Raw genomic sequence first — 18142 nt, 5'->3', positions numbered from 1 at the left:
GCGGGCGGGGGCAGGCGGCCTCAGCTGCTGAACAGGCCGCGCGACCCGAAACGGGCCGAGACTTCCTCATCGGGCAGATCATGATAGGCGACCACCCGGTCGACCTTGTCGGCGGAGCCGAAGACGAAGGGGATGCGGACATGAAGACTGCGGGCGCTCTGGTCGAGAATCCGCTCGGTTCCCGTGGTTGCATGGCCGCCGGCCTGTTCCACCAGAAAAGCGATCGGCGCGCATTCGTAGACCATGCGCAGACGGCCGTGTTCATAGCCGGGCCGCCCGTCACCCGGATACAGGAAGATCCCGCCCCGGTTGAGAATGCGGTGTGTTTCGGCAACGAGAGAGGCGACCCAGCGCATGTTGAAGTTCTTGTCGCGCGGCCCTTCCACCCCTGCCAGACAATCGTCGATATAGGCGCGGATGGGCTTCGACCAGTGCCGGTAGTTGGAGGCGTTGATGGCGAATTCGCTGGCTTGGGAGGAAATGGAGAAATGGTCGTTCACCAGCGTGTAGATCTGCTCCACCGGATCGAGAACATAGTGCAGCACGCCTGAGCCGAAGGTCACGATCAATGCGGTCTGGGGCCCGAAGATGAAATAGCCGGCGGCAATCTGCTCCGAGGCCGGGCGCAGGAATGACGCCTCGGCATCGGGTTTTGTCTCGAAGACCGAAAAGATCGTGCCGATGGACACATTCACATCGATGTTGGAGGAGCCGTCGAGCGGGTCTATCGCCAGCGCCAGCGTGCCATCGGCGTCGATCTCCACGGGATCGTCCTGCTCTTCCGACGCATACCAGCGGATGCCGGTGCGTTCCAGCGCGGCGGCGAATGCATCGTCGGCCTCGACATCGAGGGCCTTTTGCGTGTCGCCTCCGAGGTTGCTGCCGACGCTCGCGCCGAGCGCTCCGGCCAGAGGCCCCATGGCAATGGTCCGCGACAGGTCACGGGCGACCCGGCACATCGCGGCTATGGCGGGGTAGAGAGGCGCCGGAACACGGTCGGGCGATATGATTTCTGTTTTCCGGGTCATCAAGGCCTCTGATCGGTGTGAAGTCGGCTTGATTCTCTCATGTTTGGGCATTAATGAAATTTAATAATTCAGAAAATAAATTAGATTTTGTTGAATGACGATCCTGAACGCGATCACGCTCAAGCAATTGCGGGCCCTGGATGCCATCGTCGGGACCGGCAGTATCAGCCAGTCCGCCGATCTGCTCGGCCTGACGCCGCCCGCGGTCCACTCCCAGCTCAGGGTTCTGGAAGAACAGTTCGGATGCGCCCTGGTCAACCGGTCACGGGGCGAACGCTTCGAAGCGACGCCTGCCGGCGCAGCGCTCCTGGAGGCCTTCGAAACCACGCAATCCTCCCTGGCCAAGGCTGTCGACCGGATCGAGGCCATGAAGAACGGCATGGCCGGGCGGGTCGTTCTGGGCGTCATCGGCACCGGCAAATATTTCGCGCCCTCGATCGTCGCCGGCCTGAAGAAGACGTACCCGGACATAGAAGTCGTGCTGCAATTCGGCAATCGCGACCGGACCATTGCCGACCTTGCCGCCGGCAAGACCGATCTGGCGATCATGGGGCGGCCGCCCCGCCAGCCGGAGGTCACCGCCTACAGCATGGGCGATCACCCGCATGTGCTGATCGCTCCGCCGGACCATCCCCTGGCGCAAGGATCCCGCGCGCTGCCTGCCGAGCTCTTCGCCGAACACTTCATCCTGCGCGAACCGGGCTCGGGCACACGCCTGCTGACAATCCGTTTCCTGGAGCAGCTCGGCGAAGGCCAGCCGTTCCGCTTTACGGAAATGGAGTCGAATGAATCCGTGAAGCAGGCCGTGATTGCCGGGCTCGGCATCGCGCTCATTTCGATCAACACTGTCCTGGAGGAGCTGAAATCGGGGCGGCTCCGCCTGGTCAAGGCGGACAACATGCCGATCATCCGCCACTGGTTCGTGCTGCACCGCGCCGACCTGCGGCCGAATCCGGCCCTGGACACGGTTCTCGATTTCATTCGCGGCAACGGTCCGCAGTTTCTTGCCCAAAGGGACATCCGTGCGCTGCTGAAAGACCAGGGGTGAGGACAGACCGGTTCTTGCGAAAGAGCGGCTTTCCGGGGCCGGCAGACCAGTTCCCGGTCACTCCCCGCCCATTGTTTCTTCCGCGAATTGACGAAGTCACGCGGGTACCCGATGATCTTGCAAATACTCCGGTCCGGATGGCCGTGGTCAATTCTTCCTGCTGCCGGGCTCGGCGAGGCCGACTGCCATCCATGCATGAAACGCATTAATACATAGTCTCAAAATGCATTGGACAGCATAAGGATGCGCTGTTTTCATTTAGTAGAGCCACGCAAAACCGCGCAACACAGGAGCTGACAATGATCAGATCAATTCCCAAGACACTCGCCCAGGCCAGCCTGGCGCTCGCCATCCTGGCGAGCCCCGCAGCAGCCGAGTTCCCGGAGAAGGAAGTCACCATCACCGTTGGCTTCGGCCCCGGCGGCGGCGTCGACACCATCACCCGCGCCGCTTCCGACGCCCTGTCGGCAGCCCTCGGCGAGCCGGTCGTCGTCGAGAACCAGCCCGGTGCCGGTGGCGGTCTGGCCCTGACCGCCCTGAAGGCGAAGCCGGCAGACGGCTACAATCTCGCGGCAGCCATTTCCACGACCATTTCCTTCGATCCGCATACGTCCAACGTCAGCTTCGGCATCGACGATTTCGAGTTTATCGGTGCCTTCGGTGTGTTCCCCGAGGCGCTTGTGGCGCTGCCGTCCCGCGGCTGGACGGATTTCTCGGATGTTGTTGCGGCGGCCAAGGATGCTCCCGACGGATTGACCTACGCATCGACAACCTCCCTCGACCGGGTGGTGATGAAAGCCATTTCCGAGAAGGAAGGCGTTGTTCTGAAACCGGTTCCGACCAAAGGCGGTGCCGAAGCCGTGGCCGAGGTTCTCGGCGGGCATGTGGATTTCGCCTACAGCTCGGGCACCTATTATCCGCAGGCCAAGGCCGGCGAACTGATGGTGCTTGCAGGCCTGGGCACGGATCCGGTTCCCGGTTTCGAAGACGCACCGACGCTCAAAAGTCTCGGATATGACATGTCCAGCGTGAACATGGTGGTTTACCTGGCTCCGCTCGGCATTCCCGCAGAAGCGAAAGCCAAGCTCGTAGCCGCCTTCGAGGAAGCCGCCAAGTCGCAGCCGCTTCTCGATGTTCTCGCCAAGCGCAACATGGGCAGCTTCATTCTCACGGGCGACGACTTCGCAACGCAGATCCGTGCACAGAGCGACCAGTTCAAGGCGGCAATGGAGTAAATGAACCGGCCCTCCCCCAGCCGACAGGGGCCGCATCTTCGGATGCGGCCTCTTGCCGAATTCGCGATCGTGTTCGGCGCCAGCCTTCTGCTGCTCTTCGTCATCGTTCCAGCGGGCACTGTCGAAACAGACAATTTCGGACTTTCGCCGCGCATGCTGCCGATGGTCTGCGTCACGGTGATCGCCCTGATGTCCCTGGTCACGCTGTTGTTCGGCCTGATGCGCCCCGGTCCCGGGGACGCAGCTCCACGGGCCGGTCTTCGCGGTGTGATCCAGCTCGGCGCTGCGGCCCTTGCGGGGGTCATTCTGGTCGATCTCACCGGACTTGTGATCGGCGGCACCGCACTTGTGCTCCTGGCCAGCCTGGCCGTCGGAGAGCGGCGCCTCTCCACGCTTGCCGGGACAGGCGCAGGCGGATTGCTCATTCTTCTTCTCGTCGACTGGTCGGGGCTCTAGCCGCATGGACATTTTTCTGCAAGGAGCAGCCGATGCGCTGACCCTGGCCTCGATCGTCTCGGTGATCGGCGGCATTCTGCTCGGATACCTCGTCGGGGTCCTGCCCGGGCTGAGCCGTCCGGCCGCCCTTTCGGTGGCCGTTCCGCTGACCTATTCCATGTCCCCGATTGCTGCCATCGCCTTTCTTGTGGGTGTCACCAAGGCCAGCGCCGCGGGCGGCGCAACGGGCGCCATTCTTCTGAACACGCCGGGTGAGCCCAGTTCGACCGCAACCACCTTCGACGGCTATCCGCTGGCGAAGAAAGGCGAAGGAACACGGGCGCTGAAGACCGCCCTCTACGCGTCCGTCTTCGGCGACCTGGCGGCCACTTTCGTGCTCATTCTGCTTGCCGCCTCGCTGGCGCGCTTCGCCCTCAAGATGGGGCCGGTGGAAATGACCGCCGTGATGATATTCGCCCTGAGTTTCATCGCCGCCCTTTCGGGGAGCTCCCTGTCGCGCGGGATTATCTCGGGCGTCCTCGGCCTGTTCCTGTCGACGGTGGGACTGGACCCGGAAAGTGCCACACCGCGCATGACCTTCGGGTTCATCGAGCTTTTCGACGGGATCCCGCTTATCGCCGCCACGGTGGGCATGCTGGCCTTCACGGAAATGCTGGTGCAGGTACAGGCGCTCTTCGCGGCGAAGGACTCGATGGCGGCGAAATCGGGTTTCGCGCCCGAAAAGGACAAGAGCCTGCGTTTCTCCGATATCAAAAGGGTCTTTCCGGTCACCCTGCGCGGCACCGGCATCGGTATCGCCGCCGGCATCATTCCCGGCCTCGGACCGACCATCGGGGCGCTGCTGTCCTATGCCATCAACAAGCGGCTGGCCAGACCGGGCGATAGCTACGGCGAGGGCGATCTGAAGGGCGTGGCCGCCTCGGAATCGGCGGACAATGCCGTTCTGCCGGCCAGCCTCATACCGCTGTTCGCCATCGGTCTTCCCGGCAGCGTCTCGGCCGCCATTCTCGTGTCCGCCTTCATGCTGCACGGCGTCCAGCCGGGTCCGCTGGTTTTCGAACAGCACCCGCGTCTGATCTACGGCATCTATGTATCGATGATCGTTGCCAGCCTGGCCATGCTCGTGGTGGGACGGCTCGGCCTTACCCTCTTCGCGCGTGTCACCCTCGTGCCGCCACGGCTGATCATCCCCTTCGTGGTGCTGTTCTGCGTGATCGGGACCTATCTGGAGCGCGACACGGCGTTCTCCGTGTTCGCCATGCTGGCTCTCGGGTTTCTGGGCTACCTCATGCAGCGCTTCGGATATTCCGTGGTGACATTCCTGATCGGCTTCGTGATCGGACCGCTGTTCGAACTGTCCCTGCGCCAGGCGCTGATTGTCACCAACCACTCGCCGCTTGCGGTGATCGATCACCCGATCGCCATGGGCTTCCTGCTCGCCGCCGTGGCAGCCATCGTCCTGTTTCTCAAGCCGGGCCGCAAGGGAACGGACCGATAAGGGTCAACCCGCTCCCTGCTGCCCGGCCGCGACTTCATTGAGGACCTCAAGGAAGCCGGTGATATTCATCGGCCGGTAGCGGTTGGGGTTCCAGAGCGCCGAAACCTCCGCCGAAGTCTGGCAGGTGTCCGAGACGATCGGGACCGCGTTGCGGATCGCTGACAGATCCCGCGCCGAGGAGGAGACAATGGCAACGCCGTGGCCGTCCTGGGCAAGCGCCGCCAGGGTCTGGGTGCTGTCGCTTTCAAGCAGAATCCGCGGGCGCACCCCATGGGCCAGCGTCACCTGTTCGAACAGGTGACGGGTCAGGAAACCGCGTTTCATGACCATCATGGGCTCATTGGCAATGGCGTCCATGGTGATGGACTTCTTCTTCCTGCCCGGATGATCCGGCGGCAGGACCGCCAGAAGGCGGGCGCTGAACAGGGGGTGTCCGACCAGGATGTTGCTGATCCCCAGATTGGCGATCACCATATGGACGGCGCCATGCTCGACCATCTCGATCAGCGCATCATTGTGACCTTCGCTGACGATCATGCTCACCCTAGGGTAGGACGCCCGGAAGCGCGCCATGGCCGGAGACAGCAGCCAGGTGATCGTCTGGGGTGAGGCGCCGATGCGCAGCGTGCCGCTGTGCTCGTGCTCGCTGCGGCCCGTATGCTGCATCATGTCCTGGGCGCGTTCGATCAGTTCCGCCGCCTGGGCGGCGAGATCCGCCCCCTCTGTTGTCAGCACGAGCCGCTTGCCGACCCGGTCGAAGAGATCAACACCGAGCTTGCGCTCCAGGGCCTGTATCTGGCGTGACAGTGCCGGCTGGCTGAGATTGACGGCAACTGCCGCGCTGGAAATATTCAGCCGCTCCGCCACGACCAGAAAATTGCGCAATTCTCTCAGTTCCAGCATCCATTCACCTCATATGCAATTCATGCATGAACACTGTCTGCATAAATGCATTGGACACACAACAGCATTCTGCAGACGATGCCTCCAAAATGGTCACGGCAATGAAAATTTCGATAAATGCGGACATGGGTGAAAGCTTCGGCGCCTATAAACTGGGCGACGACGGAAGCGTCATGCCTCATATCAGCTCAGCGAATATCGCCTGCGGCATGCATGCGGGGGATCCGGCGGTCATGTACCGGACCGTGGGCCTCGCCCTGGAACACGGGGTCAGCATCGGCGCCCATCCCGGATACAATGATCTTCAGGGATTCGGCCGGCGGCAGATCGCCATGGATCCGCGCGAGATCGAATATCTGGTCACCTACCAGATCGGCGCGCTGCAGGCGCTTTCGGCGAGCCATGGCGCCCGCGTGGACTTCGTGAAACCGCATGGCGCGCTCAACAACATCGCCCATCATACCGGCGAGATCGCCGATGCCATTGCCAGGGGAATCCGCGCGGCCGGGCGCGACCTCATCTTCGTCGCCAACTGCCTTTCGGAAATGACGCGGGCGGCAGTCAGGGCCGGCCTGCCCGTCGCCCATGAAGCCTATGCGGACCGCCACTATTTCCCGGACGGCAGGCTCATGTCGCGCGGCATATCCTCCGCCGTCATCCGGGATCCGGAACTCGCGGCGCAGCGCGCCCTTGTGATGGCGCAGGAGCAATGTCTTCTGGCCCATGACGGGACCCGGCTGCCCACGCCCGTCGACACCTTCTGCATCCATGCGGACGAGCCTTCCGCAGCGGCCGTGGCTGGACGGGTCCGCACCGTTCTGGAAGATGCAGGTCTGGCGGTGGCTCCGGTCAGCGGACACCGCTGAGGGGGCCTGCGGCTGCTTCGGCATTATCAGTGAGCGGTCAGTGCTTTCCTTGGCCCGGGACGTTCAATCGACCGGACGGATCTTCGGCGCGGCTTCCAGGACCAGGGGATCCAGCCCGTCCACGGCCCGGTCCAGCATGTCGAAAAGCTGGGCGCGCATGCGCGGTTCCCAGAACTTGCTGATATGGTCCGCGACGCCGGCCACGGCTTCCTCGTGGGGCTTGCTGCGGAAAAAGCCTGCGATCTGGTTGGCCATATAGGTCAGTTTCTCAGGCGACATCTTGCAGGTTTCTCCCGATGATCCGATGCGGATGCGTGAACAGTTCGAAGCTGTCGCCGCGTGCGCAGGCGACCAGCGTGATATTGGCTCCATGGGCCTCGGAGACGGCCAGTGCGGTCGGGGCGGAGACCGCTATGAGAATCCCGCAGCCGGCGGCGGCGGTCTTCTGGATCAGTTCGATCGACAACCGGCTGGTCATCACGAAGGCGCCGCCGGAAACATCCGTGCCGGAGCGGCTCATTGCGCCGATCAGCTTGTCCAGAGCGTTGTGCCGGCCGACATCCTCGCGGATTGCCGTAAGGCCCTTTTCGGGATGGTACCAGCCAGCGGCGTGAACGGAGCGGGTCTGAAGGTTGAGCGCCTGGGCCTTGCCCATGGCGCGGACCGCGTCGCCGACGTCTTCGGCCCTGAGGCGGGTTTCGGCGGCAACCGGACGGATCTCGCGCATGGCCGCGTCCAGACTCTCGATGCCGCACAATCCGCAGCCGACGGGACCGGCGATGGACCGGCGCCTTTCCCGCAGCCGCTCCGTCGCATCCGTGGCCAGGCGGACCTGAACATCGATGCCGTTGTCGAGTTCGACCACCGCGATGTCCTCGATCTCCCCGGGCACAGTCACGATCGCTTCCGACAGGGAAAAACCGACCGCCATGTCCTCAAGGTCGGACGGGGTCGCCATCAGCACCGCATGGGTCGAGCCGTTATAGCTGACCGCGACCGGCACCTCGTCGGCCAGCTTCAGGCTGGACGGCGAGAAGCGGCCGTCGCGATAGGAAACAGCCGAGGACGTGCTGTGGGTCTTCATGACTATTCGGCTGCCTCGATCCTGCGCGCCCGCGCAGCGAATTGCTCATAGTGTTCCTGCCATTCCGTCGGCCCGTTGGAGGGCGACACCTGAACGGCGGTCACCTTGTATTCCGGACAGTTGGTCGCCCAGTCGGAATAGTCGGTGGTGATGACATTCGCCTGGGTGGCCGGGTGGTGGAAGGTCGTATAGACAACCCCCGGCGACACCCGATCCGTGATCCGCGCCCGCAGAGCGGTCTCGCCGGAGCGGCTGGCCAGCTTGATCCAGTCGCCATCCTTGATGCCGCGGTTTTCCGCGTCATGGGGGTGGATCTCCAGAACATCCTCGTCGTGCCAGACCACATTCTCCGTCCGCCGCGTCTGGGCGCCGACATTGTACTGGCTGAGGATGCGGCCGGTGGTGAGCAGCAGCGGGAAGCGCGGTCCGGTCTTCTCGTCGGTGGCGATGTAATCGGTGCGGATGAAGCGCCCCTTGCCGCGCACGAACCCGTCCACATGCATGATCGGCGATCCCTCGGGGGTGCTGTCGTTGCAAGGCCACTGGACCGAGCCCTTTTCCTCCAGCAGCGCGTAGCTGACATTGGCGAAGCTGGGCGTCGTCGCGGCGATCTCGTCCATGATCTGCGAGGGGTGGGTGTAGGTCCAGCCCGCCCCCATGGCGTTGGCGAGAAGCTGGGTCACCTCCCAGTCCGCATAGCCGTTTTTCGGCGCCATCACCTTGCGTACCCGGTTGATGCGGCGCTCCGCGTTGGTGAAGGTTCCGTCCTTTTCCAGGAAGGTCGACCCCGGCAGGAAGACATGGGCGTAGTGGGAGGTCTCGTTCAGGAACAGGTCATGCACGATGACGCAGTCCATCGCCGCCAGACCGGCGGATACGTGTTTCGTGTCCGGATCCGACTGCAGGATGTCCTCGCCCTGGCAGTAGAGCCCCCTGAAGGTGCCGTCGACGGCCGCGTCGAGCATGTTGGTGATGCGCAGGCCGGGTTCGTCGGAGATGCTGACGCCCCAGGCCTGTTCGAAGATGTCGCGCACATCGGCGTTGTTGACATGGCGGTAGCCCGGCAGCTCGTGCGGGAAGGAGCCCATGTCGCAGGAGCCCTGCACGTTGTTCTGGCCGCGCAGCGGATTCACCCCGACGCCCGGCCGGCCGATATTGCCGGTGAGCATGGCCAGATTGGCGATGCCGATAACTGCAGTGGAGCCCTGACTGTGCTCGGTCACGCCGAGGCCGTAATAGATGGCCGCGTTGCCGCCGCGGGCATACAGGCGCGCCGCCGCCCGGACCTCTTCGGCCGGCACGCCGGTCAGGGTTTCGACCGACTCCGGGCTGTTGGCGGGATCGGCGACAAATTCGGCATAGTCCTGGAACTCGTCCCAGTCGCAGCGCGTACGGATGAACTCCTCGTCGAAGAGACCTTCGGTCACGATCACATGGGCCAGCGCCGTGACCATGGCGACATTCGTGCCCGGCCTGAGGGCCAGATGATGGGCGGCGCTCACATGCGGCGTGCGGACGAGATCGATGCGGCGCGGATCGATGACGATCAGCTTCGCTCCCTCGCGCAGGCGCTTTTTCAGGCGGGAGCCGAAGACGGGATGGCCGTCGGTCGGATTGGCGCCGATCACCAGAACCACGTCGGCCTGTTCGACACTGTCGAAATCCTGGGTCCCGGCGGAGGTGCCGAAGGTCTGGCCGAGGCCATAACCGGTCGGCGAATGGCAGACCCGGGCGCAGGTGTCGGTGTTGTTGTTGAGGAAAACAGCCCGCGCCAGTTTCTGGACCAGATAGGTTTCCTCGTTCGTGCAGCGCGACGAGGTGATGACGCCGATGGACTCCTTGCCGTGCTCATACTGGATCGCCCGCAGTTTCGAGGCGGCGAAGCCGAGAGCCTCCTCCCAGGAAACCTCGCGCCACGGGTCGGAGATCTTTTCGCGGATCATCGGATTGAGGATCCGGTCCTGGTGGGTGGCATAGCCATAGGCGAAGCGGCCCTTGACGCAGGAGTGGCCGTGATTGGCCTTGCCGTCCTTGTAAGGCACCATGCGGACCAGTTCCTGGCCACGCATTTCCGCCTTGAAGGAACAGCCGACACCGCAATAGGCGCAGGTGGTGACGAGTGAATGTTCGGGCTGACCGATCTCGATCACCGATTTTTCCTGCAGGGTCGCCGTAGGACAGGCCTGGACACAGGCGCCGCAGGAGACGCATTCGGACTCCAGAAAGCTCTCATGCATGCCCGGGGAGACCCGGGATCCGAAACCGCGTCCCTCGATGGTCAGTGCGAAGGTGCCCTGCACTTCCTCGCAGGCGCGCACGCAGCGGGAGCAGACGATGCATTTCGACGGGTCGTAGGTGAAATAGGGGTTGCTTTCGTCCTTCGCCATGAAACGGGCGTTGACCTCGCCGCCGCCGTCGCGCTGCTTCACGTGGTTGTCGCCGTCATAGCCGTAGCGCACGTCACGCAGGCCGACCGCACCGGCCATGTCCTGCAGTTCGCAGTCGCCGTTGGCGGCGCAGGTCAGGCAGTCGAGCGGATGATCGGAAATATAGAGTTCCATCACGCCGCGGCGGATGTCCTTGAGCCGGCCGGTCTGGGTCTGGACCACCATGCCGTCTTCCACCGGCGTGGTGCAGGAGGAGGGCGTTCCCCGCCGGCCCTCGATTTCCACCAGGCACAGACGGCAGGAGCCGAAGGCGTCGACCATGTCGGTGGCGCAGAGCTTGGGGATCTTGATCCCCGTTTCCATGGCCGCCCGCATCACGGAGGTGCCTTCGGGAACGCTCACCTCGAAGCCGTCGATGGTCAGCGTGACCTGGTTCTCCGACGTTGCGGCCGGTGTTCCGTAATCGGTTTCCTTGATCAGGGACATGTCGCTACTCCGCCGCCTCGGCTATGGGGTTGGGATTGAAGTCCTGCGGGAAATGGGTCAGTGCGCTCAGGACCGGATAGGGCGTGAACCCGCCGAGCGCGCAAAGCGACCCCAGTTTCATCGTGTTGCAGAGATCCTTGAGAAGATCGATCTGGTCTTCCGGTGCGTCCCCGTTCGCGATCCTGTCGACCACCTCGACGCCGCGCACGGACCCGATGCGGCAGGGTGTGCACTTGCCGCAGCTTTCCACGGCACAGAACTCCATGGCGAACCGTGCCTGCTTGAGCATGTCGGCGGTATCGTCGAAGACGACGATGCCCGCATGGCCGATCAGACCGTCCTGCGCAGCGAACGCCTCGTAGTCGAAGGGGATGTCGAACAGTTCCGGCGGGAAATAGGCGCCGAGAGGCCCGCCCACCTGTACCGCCTTGACGGGACGCCCGCTCAAGGTACCGCCGCCGATATCGTTGACGAGTTCACCGAGCGTGATGCCGAAGGCCGTCTCGTAAAGGCCGCCATGGCGGATGTTGCCCGCCAGCTGGATCGGCATGGTGCCGCGCGAGCGGCCGATGCCGAAATCGCGGTAGAAGGCCGCGCCCTTTTCGAGGACCACCGGAACCGAGGCAAGCGACAGGACGTTGTTGACCACTGTCGGGCGACCGAAGAGGCCTTCAAGGGCCGGGAGCGGCGGTTTGGCGCGCACGACGGCGCGCTTGCCTTCCAGGCTGTTGAGCAGCGAGGTTTCCTCGCCGCAGACATAGGCTCCGGCGCCGACGCGCACTTCCATGTCGAACGCATGGGGCGACCCCATGACCGACGGTCCGAGAAGGCCGGTCTTGCGGGCGATCCCGATCGCCGCCCGCATGGCCTCGATCGCGTGCGGATATTCGGAGCGGGTGTAGAGATATCCCTTCGTGGCACCGGTCGCGATGCCGGCGATCGTCATGCCCTCGACGAGCACGAAGGGATCGCCTTCCATGATCATCCGGTCGGCAAAGGTGCCGCTGTCGCCCTCATCGGCATTGCAGACGATATATTTCTGCGCGCCCGGGGCCTTCAGCACCGTGTTCCATTTGATACCGGTCGGAAACCCCGCGCCGCCGCGTCCCCGCAGACCACTGTCGGTGACCTGCTGCACGATCTCGGCCGGCTGCAGTGCAAGCGCGTTCTGCAGCCCGGTCAGACCGCCGTTGCGGCGGTAATCGTCGAGGGACAGGGGATCGGTGAGACCGCAGCGGGCGAACGTAAGCCGGGTCTGCTTCTTCAGAAACGGAATCTCTTCGGTTTCACCGTGAAACAGCGGATGCGCACCGCCTTCCAGGAAACCGGCATCGAACAGGCCGGCCACGTCGGCGGGCTTCACGGGACCGTAGGCCACCCGGTGCGCGCCGAAACTCACCTCGACCAGCGGTTCCAGCCAATGCAGGCCGCGAGACCCGTTGCGCACGAGCTTCGCTTCGAGTCCACGGGCCGAGAGTTCGGCGGCGACCGCGTCGGCAACCCGGTCGGCTCCCACCGCGATGGCGGCGGCGTCGCGCGGGACATGGATCACCGGCGTCATCGCTCCGCCCCCTCCACAATCGCTTCCAGGGCGGAGGCATCCAGCCGACCGTGAATCTCGTCATCCAGCATGGCGGCCGGTGCGCAGGAACACAGGCCGAGACAATAGACCGGCTCCAGCGTCACCCGGCCGTCGGCCGTTGTTTCATGCCAGTCGATCCCCAGCGCCTTGCGCATGCCATCGGCCAGGTCCTCCCCGCCCAGAGACTGGCAGGCTTCGGCACGGCAGATCTTCAGCACATGCCGGCCCGCCGGCGCCTGCCGGAAATCGTGGTAGAAGCTCATGACGCCATGCACTTCGGCCCGGCCGAGGTTCAATTTGTCCGCAATGACGCGCAGCGCGGCCTCCGGCACGCAGCCGAATTCCGTCTGTACGTCATGCAATATCGGCAGAAGCGGCCCCTCCAGCTGCAAATTCTCATCTGCAATCGCGGCGGTCCGTTCTGCGACGTCCTGCACCGGCATTTGCAAAGCCATGCTGTTCTCCCTCAGTCGCGCTTGACCCTACCGTGCCACAGTGCACGAAACAGGTTCAATATCCTCTTGCCGTTGTGCGATTGCACATTCCTATCGAAACCCCTTCGGCGGCCCGTTTCAACGCCGCGCCGGCCTGCCCCGCCTGACGGGAATGGGCCGCAATCCGTGACGCCAGAGGCTTTCCTCGTCTTTATTTCCAGGTCCACATCCTAGCACGGAAATGAGGCTTTCGCCGGGCCGGCTGCGCCCGCCACTGGCCTGATAGCGACAGACCGCCGGACGGATGCCGGACCAGGTGCAACAGGCCCGGGAGGAGGCGTCAGGCTGATTTGTCCGTTTGATCAATTTTTTGGAATTCACTGCTTGCATAACTTGTGAGCATGCGCATTTTGTGATCATCTACCGCCGTAAAAAAATATCTTCCAGGGGATCCAGATGCTCACATCAAAACCATTTTCCAGGGCCCGCCGGGCCTTGTTGTCGGCCGGTCTGGCCGTTTCAGTCACCGTGGGGCTTCCGCTGTCTTCGGCCCTGGCCGCAGACCCGGTCAAGGTCGCTGCCATCTACACCGTTCCGGTCGAACAGCAATGGGTGAGCCGCATCGACAAGGCGCTCAAGGCCGCCCAGGAGCGCGGGGAAATCACCTATACATTCTCCGAAAACGTCGCCAACACCGACTATGAGCGGGTGATGCGCGAATATGCCGAACAGGGCATGGACCTGGTTGTCGGCGAAGCCTTTGCCGTGGAGCGGGCGGCCCGCAAGGTTGCCGCGGAATATCCCGAAACCGCCTTCCTGATGGGCTCGTCCTTCGGTCCGGCGCAGCCGAATTTCGCCGTCTTCGACAACTGGATCCACGAGCCGAGCTATCTGTCCGGCATGATCGCGGGCGCCACGACCAAGTCCAACATCATCGGCATGGTCGGCGGCTACGCCATTCCGGAAGTGAACCGGCTCATGAATGCCTTCATGGAAGGCGCGACGGCCGTCAATCCGGACGTCAAGTTCCTCGTGACCTTCATCAACTCCTGGTACGATCCGCCGAAAGCCAAGGAATCCGCCTTCGCCATGATCGACAAGGGCGCGGACATTCTCTACGCCGAACGCTTCGGCGTTTCGGATGCGGCGAAGGAAAAGGGCATACTGGCCATCGGCAACGTGATCGACACGTCCGGCGACTATCCGGGCACGATCCTGTCGTCGGCCCTGTGGCACATGGAGCCGACGATCGACCGGGCCATCGAAGCGGTGAAGTCGGACGCATTCGAACCGGCCGACTACGGCCCCTTCAGCTTCATGTCCTATGGCGGCGGCAGCTTCGTCGTCGATGAGAGCCTGGCTCCGGCGGAAGCCGTGGCGGCGGCGAAAGCCAAGGAAGAGGAAATCAAGGGCGGCCTGTTCCGTGTCAATGTGAACGACACCGAACCGAAATCGACCATGTAAGCGGTCGAACCGGTTTGCACCGGCGGCCGTTCGCCGCCGGTGCTCCTTTTCCTCACCGGGGTATCCCCGGGCCTGGCCCTATCCTTCCGGAGGTTACATGGCGCTCCCTGCAAAGGACGCCCCGGTCCTGCTGAGACTGGACGGCATCACCAAGCGCTTCGGCGCGCTGACGGCCAACGACGCTGTCTGTCTCGACCTGAAGCAGGGCGAGATCCTCGCGCTTCTGGGGGAAAACGGCGCCGGCAAAACCACGCTCATGAACATTCTCTTCGGCCATTATGTCGCCGACGAGGGATCCGTGCTGGTGTCGCGCGGCGATGGCGATCTGAGCCCTCTGGAGCCGGGATCGCCACATGCTGCTCTGGAGGCCGGGGTCGGCATGGTGCACCAGCATTTCACCCTGGCCGAGAATCTCAGCGTGCTCGACAACATCCTGCTCGGCACCGAAAAACTCTCGACGCTGAAATCCCGGCGCGCGCCGGCACGGCGCAAGCTGGAAGACCTGATGACGCGCTCCGGACTGGCGGTGAGCCTGGACATGCGCGTCTCGCAGCTTTCGGTCGGTGAAAAGCAGCGCGTCGAGATCCTGAAAGCCCTTTACCGCAATGCCAAAGTTCTGGTGCTGGACGAGCCCACGGCGGTCCTGACCCCGCAGGAATCGGACACGCTGTTCGCGATCCTGAAAAAGCTCGCGGACGCCGGACTGGGGATCATCTTCATTTCCCACAAGCTGGCCGAAGTCATGGCCGCCTCCCACCGTATCGCGGTGCTGCGGGGCGGCGCCAAAGTGGCCGACCTGCCCACATCCGAATGCGATCAGCGCCAGCTGGCGGAACTGATGGTCGGGCACGAAGTGAGCGAGACCGTACGGGGCACCGGGGCGCCGGGAGATACGCTGTTCATCCTGACGGGCGTGTCGGCCGGCGAGAGCCGAGAATCGATCCGGGACGTCAATCTGGACCTCAGGTCCGGCGAGATCCTCGGCATCGCCGGCGTGTCGGGCAACGGCCAGACCATGCTGGCGCGGGTGATTTCCGGCCTTGAAACGCCCTTTGCCGGCAGCATGAGACTGGGGGAGCGGACGCTGACGCAGGCCAATGCCCGCACGATGATCGATGCGGGTCTGGCGCGGATCCCGGAGGACCGGCACCGGGACGGCATCGTCGGCGCCATGACCGTGTCCGAAAACCTGGCGATCGAGGCCATCCGCAAGCCGGATTGCCAGCGCTTCGGCCTGCTGCGTTTCGCCGCCATGCGCGAAAAGGCGCGGGCGATGATCGATGCCTATGACATCCGCTGCCAGGGAGAGGACAGTCCGGCCCGGCTCCTTTCGGGCGGAAACATCCAGAAAATCGTTCTGGCACGCACCCTGGAGACCGAGCCGAAGGTCGTCCTGGCCGCGCAGCCTTCCAGGGGGCTTGACGTCGGGGCGACATCCGAAGTCTACAGACGCCTGCTGGCCGCGCGCGCGCGCGGCGCCGGTGTTCTCCTCATTTCCGAGGACCTGGACGAACTCATGCGCCTTTCCGACCGTATCGCCGTGATTCACCGGGGACATCTGTCCGACGCCGAGCCGACCGAAACCCTCGACAGGGGCACCCTCGGCCTGCGCATGGCCGGACACACCATGGAAGCTGCCGAATGATCCGTTTCGAACCCAGAGGCCCGGTCGCCGTTTCCAGAACGATCGGCGTTTCGGTCACCGCCGCCGTTGCCGCCCTCGTTCTGGCGGCCATCCCGATGCTGTTTGCCGGGCTCTCGGTTCTCGACGCCTACGTCCTGATGATCAAGGGCGCCTGGGGATCGATGTTCGCCTTTACCGAAATGCTGACCCGGGCCTCGCCGCTCATATTGACCGGGCTGGCCGCCGCGGTCGCCTTCCGCGCCAAGCTCTGGAACATCGGTGCGGAGGGGCAGCTCTACGCGGGCGCCCTGGCGGCGGTGGCCGTCGGAACGGGTCTGATTTCCGGTCCGTCCTTCGTTCTGGTTCCGGCGGTCATCGTCGCCGGCGCCCTTGCCGGCGGCCTGGTGATGCTGGTGCCGACGCTGCTGAAAACCCGCCTCGGCGTGGATGAGGTGGTGACGACGCTGCTGCTGAATTTCGTCATCCTGCTCTTCGTGCAGATGATGCTCGAAGGGCCGATGCAGGATCCGATGGGCATGGGCTGGCCCCAGTCCGAACCGATCCTCGACGAAGCGGCCCTGCCGAAACTGATGGACCGGATGCGGATCCACTGGGGTCTCGTCATCGCGCTTGCGGCCTCGCTCGGCGTGTATTTCCTGCTGAAGCGCACCGTCTGGGGATTTGAAATCCGTGCGGTGGGCGAAAATGCCGCTGCCGCGCGGCATGCGGGCATTCCGGTGACCGCCACCTTCATCCGTGTCGGCCTCCTGTCCGGTGCCCTTGCCGGGCTGGCCGGCGTGGGCGAGGTGGCCGGCCTGAAAGGCTATCTCACCGCGGATCTGTCGCCCGGCTTCGGATATTCGGGCATCGTGGTCGCCATGCTGGCCGGCCTGTCCCCCATCGGCGTCGTTTTCGCCGCTCTCTTCATCGCCAGCATCTTCGTCGGAGCCGATTCCATGTCGCGGGCCACAGGCGTTTCCAACTATCTGGCCGACCTGATCGTCGCCATATCGCTGCTCAGCGTGCTCGTCTCCGGCCTGTTCCTGAGATTCAGGATCCGCCTTGCCGGCACCAGACCCGCCCGGGAGTCCGCGAAATGAGTGACATTCTGGAAATCTTCATGTCGGCCAGCTTCTGGGCCGCCGCGATCCGGATCGCCACGCCGCTGATCTTCGGCGTCGTCGGCGCCCTGATCTGCGAGCGCTCCGGCGTGCTCAACCTCGGCATCGAGGGCATTTTCACAGCAGGCGCCATGGCTGGCTGGATGGCCGTCTGGCTCGGTGCCGGTCTGTGGGGCGGCGTTCTGGTGGCCGCCCTGGCGGGCGGATTCTTCGGTCTCATTCACGCGGTGCTGACCGTGCCGCTCGGCCTGTCCCAGCATGTGTCGGGCATCGGCGTGACCCTGTTCGCGACCTCGCTGAGCTATTTCATCTATCGCACGGCCCTGCCGGACGTGTCCTCGCCGCCGCGCATCGAGGCCTTCCAGCCGCTCGACATTCCCGTCCTGTCCGACCTGCCGTTTCTGGGACCGGCCCTCTTTCAGCAGACCCCGCTGACCTTCCTGGCGCTGTTCCTGGTCGCCGCAACGGCCTATGTGCTCTACCGGACCCCGCTGGGGCTCGCCATTCAGGCGGTCGGGGACAACCCGGCGGCGGTCGAGTCCCAGGGCCTGTCGGTCTATGGTCTGCGGATGGGCACGGTCGTTGCCGGCTCGGCGATCATGGCGCTCGGCGGCGCCTTCCTGACCATGTCTGCCTTCGACGCCTTTTTCTTCGGCATGGTCAATGGCCGGGGCTGGATCTGCATCGCGCTGACGGTTTTCGCCTCCTGGCGGCCCGGCAAGGCACTGCTCGGCGCGCTGCTCTTCGGAGCCTTCGATGCCTTTCAGGTGCGCCTCCAGACGGAGGTCGGCAGCTTCATCCCCGGACAGGTTTTCCTGATGATGCCCTATCTCCTGTCCATTGCGGCGCTGATTGTCGTTGCCCGGCGCGCCGACTATCCTCGCGCGCTGCTTGTTCCCTATTTCCGTGGCCAACGCTGACAGGAC

General features: G+C 64.1%; 16 protein-coding genes. 9 read left to right on the top strand and 7 right to left on the bottom strand.

Annotated elements, in window-relative coordinates; genetic code table 11:
- Positions 1-20 precede the first annotated feature (20 nt).
- Positions 21-1028: a class 1 fructose-bisphosphatase gene (locus DCO57_RS07645; protein WP_116698291.1), complete on the bottom strand. Its 1008-nt coding sequence runs from the start codon at positions 1026-1028 to the stop codon at positions 21-23.
- 94 nt (positions 1029-1122) lie between these two features.
- On the opposite strand from DCO57_RS07645, the gene DCO57_RS07640 reads away from it, so the two are divergent.
- From DCO57_RS07640 to DCO57_RS07625, 4 genes are all read left to right on the top strand, one after another.
- The gene (locus tag DCO57_RS07640; protein WP_116698290.1) at positions 1123-2076 is read left to right on the top strand and encodes a LysR family transcriptional regulator; all 954 of its coding nucleotides are present in this window, start codon (positions 1123-1125) and stop codon (positions 2074-2076) included.
- Positions 2077-2375: 299 nt separating this feature from the next.
- The gene (locus DCO57_RS07635; RefSeq protein ID WP_116698289.1) at positions 2376-3311 is read left to right on the top strand and encodes a tripartite tricarboxylate transporter substrate binding protein; all 936 of its coding nucleotides are present in this window, start codon (positions 2376-2378) and stop codon (positions 3309-3311) included.
- Positions 3312-3353: 42 nt separating this feature from the next.
- Complete coding sequence (locus DCO57_RS07630) at positions 3354-3767, top strand: hypothetical protein (RefSeq protein WP_133192638.1); 414 nt, start codon at positions 3354-3356, stop codon at positions 3765-3767.
- A 4-nt stretch (positions 3768-3771) separates the two neighbouring features.
- Positions 3772-5265, top strand: coding sequence for a tripartite tricarboxylate transporter permease (locus DCO57_RS07625; protein ID WP_116698287.1), 1494 nt, complete (start codon positions 3772-3774; stop codon positions 5263-5265).
- Positions 5266-5268: 3 nt separating this feature from the next.
- Here DCO57_RS07625 and DCO57_RS07620 read toward each other — a convergent pair whose 3' ends face one another.
- The gene (locus DCO57_RS07620) at positions 5269-6168 is read right to left on the bottom strand and encodes a LysR family transcriptional regulator (protein WP_116698286.1); all 900 of its coding nucleotides are present in this window, start codon (positions 6166-6168) and stop codon (positions 5269-5271) included.
- 101 nt (positions 6169-6269) lie between these two features.
- On the opposite strand from DCO57_RS07620, the gene DCO57_RS07615 reads away from it, so the two are divergent.
- Positions 6270-7034, top strand: coding sequence for a 5-oxoprolinase subunit PxpA (locus tag DCO57_RS07615; protein ID WP_116698459.1), 765 nt, complete (start codon positions 6270-6272; stop codon positions 7032-7034).
- A 63-nt stretch (positions 7035-7097) separates the two neighbouring features.
- Here DCO57_RS07615 and DCO57_RS07610 read toward each other — a convergent pair whose 3' ends face one another.
- Genes DCO57_RS07610 through DCO57_RS07590 form a run of 5 tightly spaced genes read right to left on the bottom strand, consistent with a single transcriptional unit; the run spans position 7098 to position 13028 of the window.
- The gene (locus tag DCO57_RS07610; RefSeq protein WP_116698285.1) at positions 7098-7313 is read right to left on the bottom strand and encodes a formate dehydrogenase subunit delta; all 216 of its coding nucleotides are present in this window, start codon (positions 7311-7313) and stop codon (positions 7098-7100) included.
- Positions 7303-8118 carry a formate dehydrogenase accessory sulfurtransferase FdhD gene (gene fdhD / locus DCO57_RS07605; protein ID WP_116698284.1) on the bottom strand — a complete coding sequence of 272 codons (816 nt, stop codon included), beginning with the start codon at positions 8116-8118 and terminating at the stop codon, positions 7303-7305. The genes DCO57_RS07610 and fdhD overlap by 11 nt, the downstream gene beginning before the upstream one ends.
- Before the next feature lie 2 nt (positions 8119-8120).
- A complete protein-coding gene (gene fdhF / locus DCO57_RS07600) occupies positions 8121-10991 on the bottom strand; it encodes a formate dehydrogenase subunit alpha (RefSeq protein ID WP_116698283.1) in 2871 nt (956 codons plus the stop codon).
- 4 nt (positions 10992-10995) lie between these two features.
- Entirely contained in the window at positions 10996-12552 is a 1557-nt protein-coding gene (locus tag DCO57_RS07595) for an NADH-quinone oxidoreductase subunit NuoF (protein WP_116698282.1), read from the bottom strand.
- Complete coding sequence (locus tag DCO57_RS07590) at positions 12549-13028, bottom strand: formate dehydrogenase subunit gamma (protein ID WP_116698281.1); 480 nt, start codon at positions 13026-13028, stop codon at positions 12549-12551. The genes DCO57_RS07595 and DCO57_RS07590 overlap by 4 nt, the downstream gene beginning before the upstream one ends.
- A 435-nt stretch (positions 13029-13463) precedes the next feature.
- Here DCO57_RS07590 and DCO57_RS07585 point away from each other — a divergent pair, with 435 nt between their 5' ends.
- The 4 genes from DCO57_RS07585 to DCO57_RS07570 all read left to right on the top strand — a co-directional run bounded on the left by DCO57_RS07585 (position 13464) and on the right by DCO57_RS07570 (position 18136).
- On the top strand, positions 13464-14471 hold the full coding sequence (locus DCO57_RS07585) for a BMP family protein (RefSeq protein ID WP_116698280.1): 1008 nt from the start codon (positions 13464-13466) through the stop codon (positions 14469-14471).
- 97 nt (positions 14472-14568) lie between these two features.
- Positions 14569-16116, top strand: a complete 1548-nt coding sequence (locus tag DCO57_RS07580; protein ID WP_116698279.1) for an ABC transporter ATP-binding protein — start codon at positions 14569-14571, stop codon at positions 16114-16116.
- Positions 16113-17195, top strand: coding sequence for an ABC transporter permease (locus tag DCO57_RS07575; RefSeq protein ID WP_116698278.1), 1083 nt, complete (start codon positions 16113-16115; stop codon positions 17193-17195). Before DCO57_RS07580 ends, DCO57_RS07575 begins: the two co-directional genes overlap by 4 nt.
- Complete coding sequence (locus DCO57_RS07570; RefSeq protein ID WP_116698277.1) at positions 17192-18136, top strand: ABC transporter permease; 945 nt, start codon at positions 17192-17194, stop codon at positions 18134-18136. Before DCO57_RS07575 ends, DCO57_RS07570 begins: the two co-directional genes overlap by 4 nt.
- Positions 18137-18142: the final 6 nt, after the last annotated feature.

Source organism: Labrenzia sp. 011, from assembly GCF_003075075.1.
GTDB lineage: Bacteria > Pseudomonadota > Alphaproteobacteria > Rhizobiales > Stappiaceae > Roseibium.
This window is presented reverse-complemented; position numbering and strand designations above follow the sequence as displayed.

Coding starts and splice junctions, on each gene's coding strand:
- DCO57_RS07645 (WP_116698291.1), bottom strand. CDS start 1,028: ATGACCCGGAAAACAGAAATCATATCGCCCGACCGTGTTCCGGCGCCT.
- DCO57_RS07640 (WP_116698290.1), top strand. CDS start 1,123: ATGACGATCCTGAACGCGATCACGCTCAAGCAATTGCGGGCCCTGGAT.
- DCO57_RS07635 (WP_116698289.1), top strand. CDS start 2,376: ATGATCAGATCAATTCCCAAGACACTCGCCCAGGCCAGCCTGGCGCTC.
- DCO57_RS07630 (WP_133192638.1), top strand. CDS start 3,354: ATGCGGCCTCTTGCCGAATTCGCGATCGTGTTCGGCGCCAGCCTTCTG.
- DCO57_RS07625 (WP_116698287.1), top strand. CDS start 3,772: ATGGACATTTTTCTGCAAGGAGCAGCCGATGCGCTGACCCTGGCCTCG.
- DCO57_RS07620 (WP_116698286.1), bottom strand. CDS start 6,168: ATGCTGGAACTGAGAGAATTGCGCAATTTTCTGGTCGTGGCGGAGCGG.
- DCO57_RS07615 (WP_116698459.1), top strand. CDS start 6,270: ATGAAAATTTCGATAAATGCGGACATGGGTGAAAGCTTCGGCGCCTAT.
- DCO57_RS07610 (WP_116698285.1), bottom strand. CDS start 7,313: ATGTCGCCTGAGAAACTGACCTATATGGCCAACCAGATCGCAGGCTTT.
- fdhD (WP_116698284.1), bottom strand. CDS start 8,118: ATGAAGACCCACAGCACGTCCTCGGCTGTTTCCTATCGCGACGGCCGC.
- fdhF (WP_116698283.1), bottom strand. CDS start 10,991: ATGTCCCTGATCAAGGAAACCGATTACGGAACACCGGCCGCAACGTCG.
- DCO57_RS07595 (WP_116698282.1), bottom strand. CDS start 12,552: ATGACGCCGGTGATCCATGTCCCGCGCGACGCCGCCGCCATCGCGGTG.
- DCO57_RS07590 (WP_116698281.1), bottom strand. CDS start 13,028: ATGGCTTTGCAAATGCCGGTGCAGGACGTCGCAGAACGGACCGCCGCG.
- DCO57_RS07585 (WP_116698280.1), top strand. CDS start 13,464: ATGCTCACATCAAAACCATTTTCCAGGGCCCGCCGGGCCTTGTTGTCG.
- DCO57_RS07580 (WP_116698279.1), top strand. CDS start 14,569: ATGGCGCTCCCTGCAAAGGACGCCCCGGTCCTGCTGAGACTGGACGGC.
- DCO57_RS07575 (WP_116698278.1), top strand. CDS start 16,113: ATGATCCGTTTCGAACCCAGAGGCCCGGTCGCCGTTTCCAGAACGATC.
- DCO57_RS07570 (WP_116698277.1), top strand. CDS start 17,192: ATGAGTGACATTCTGGAAATCTTCATGTCGGCCAGCTTCTGGGCCGCC.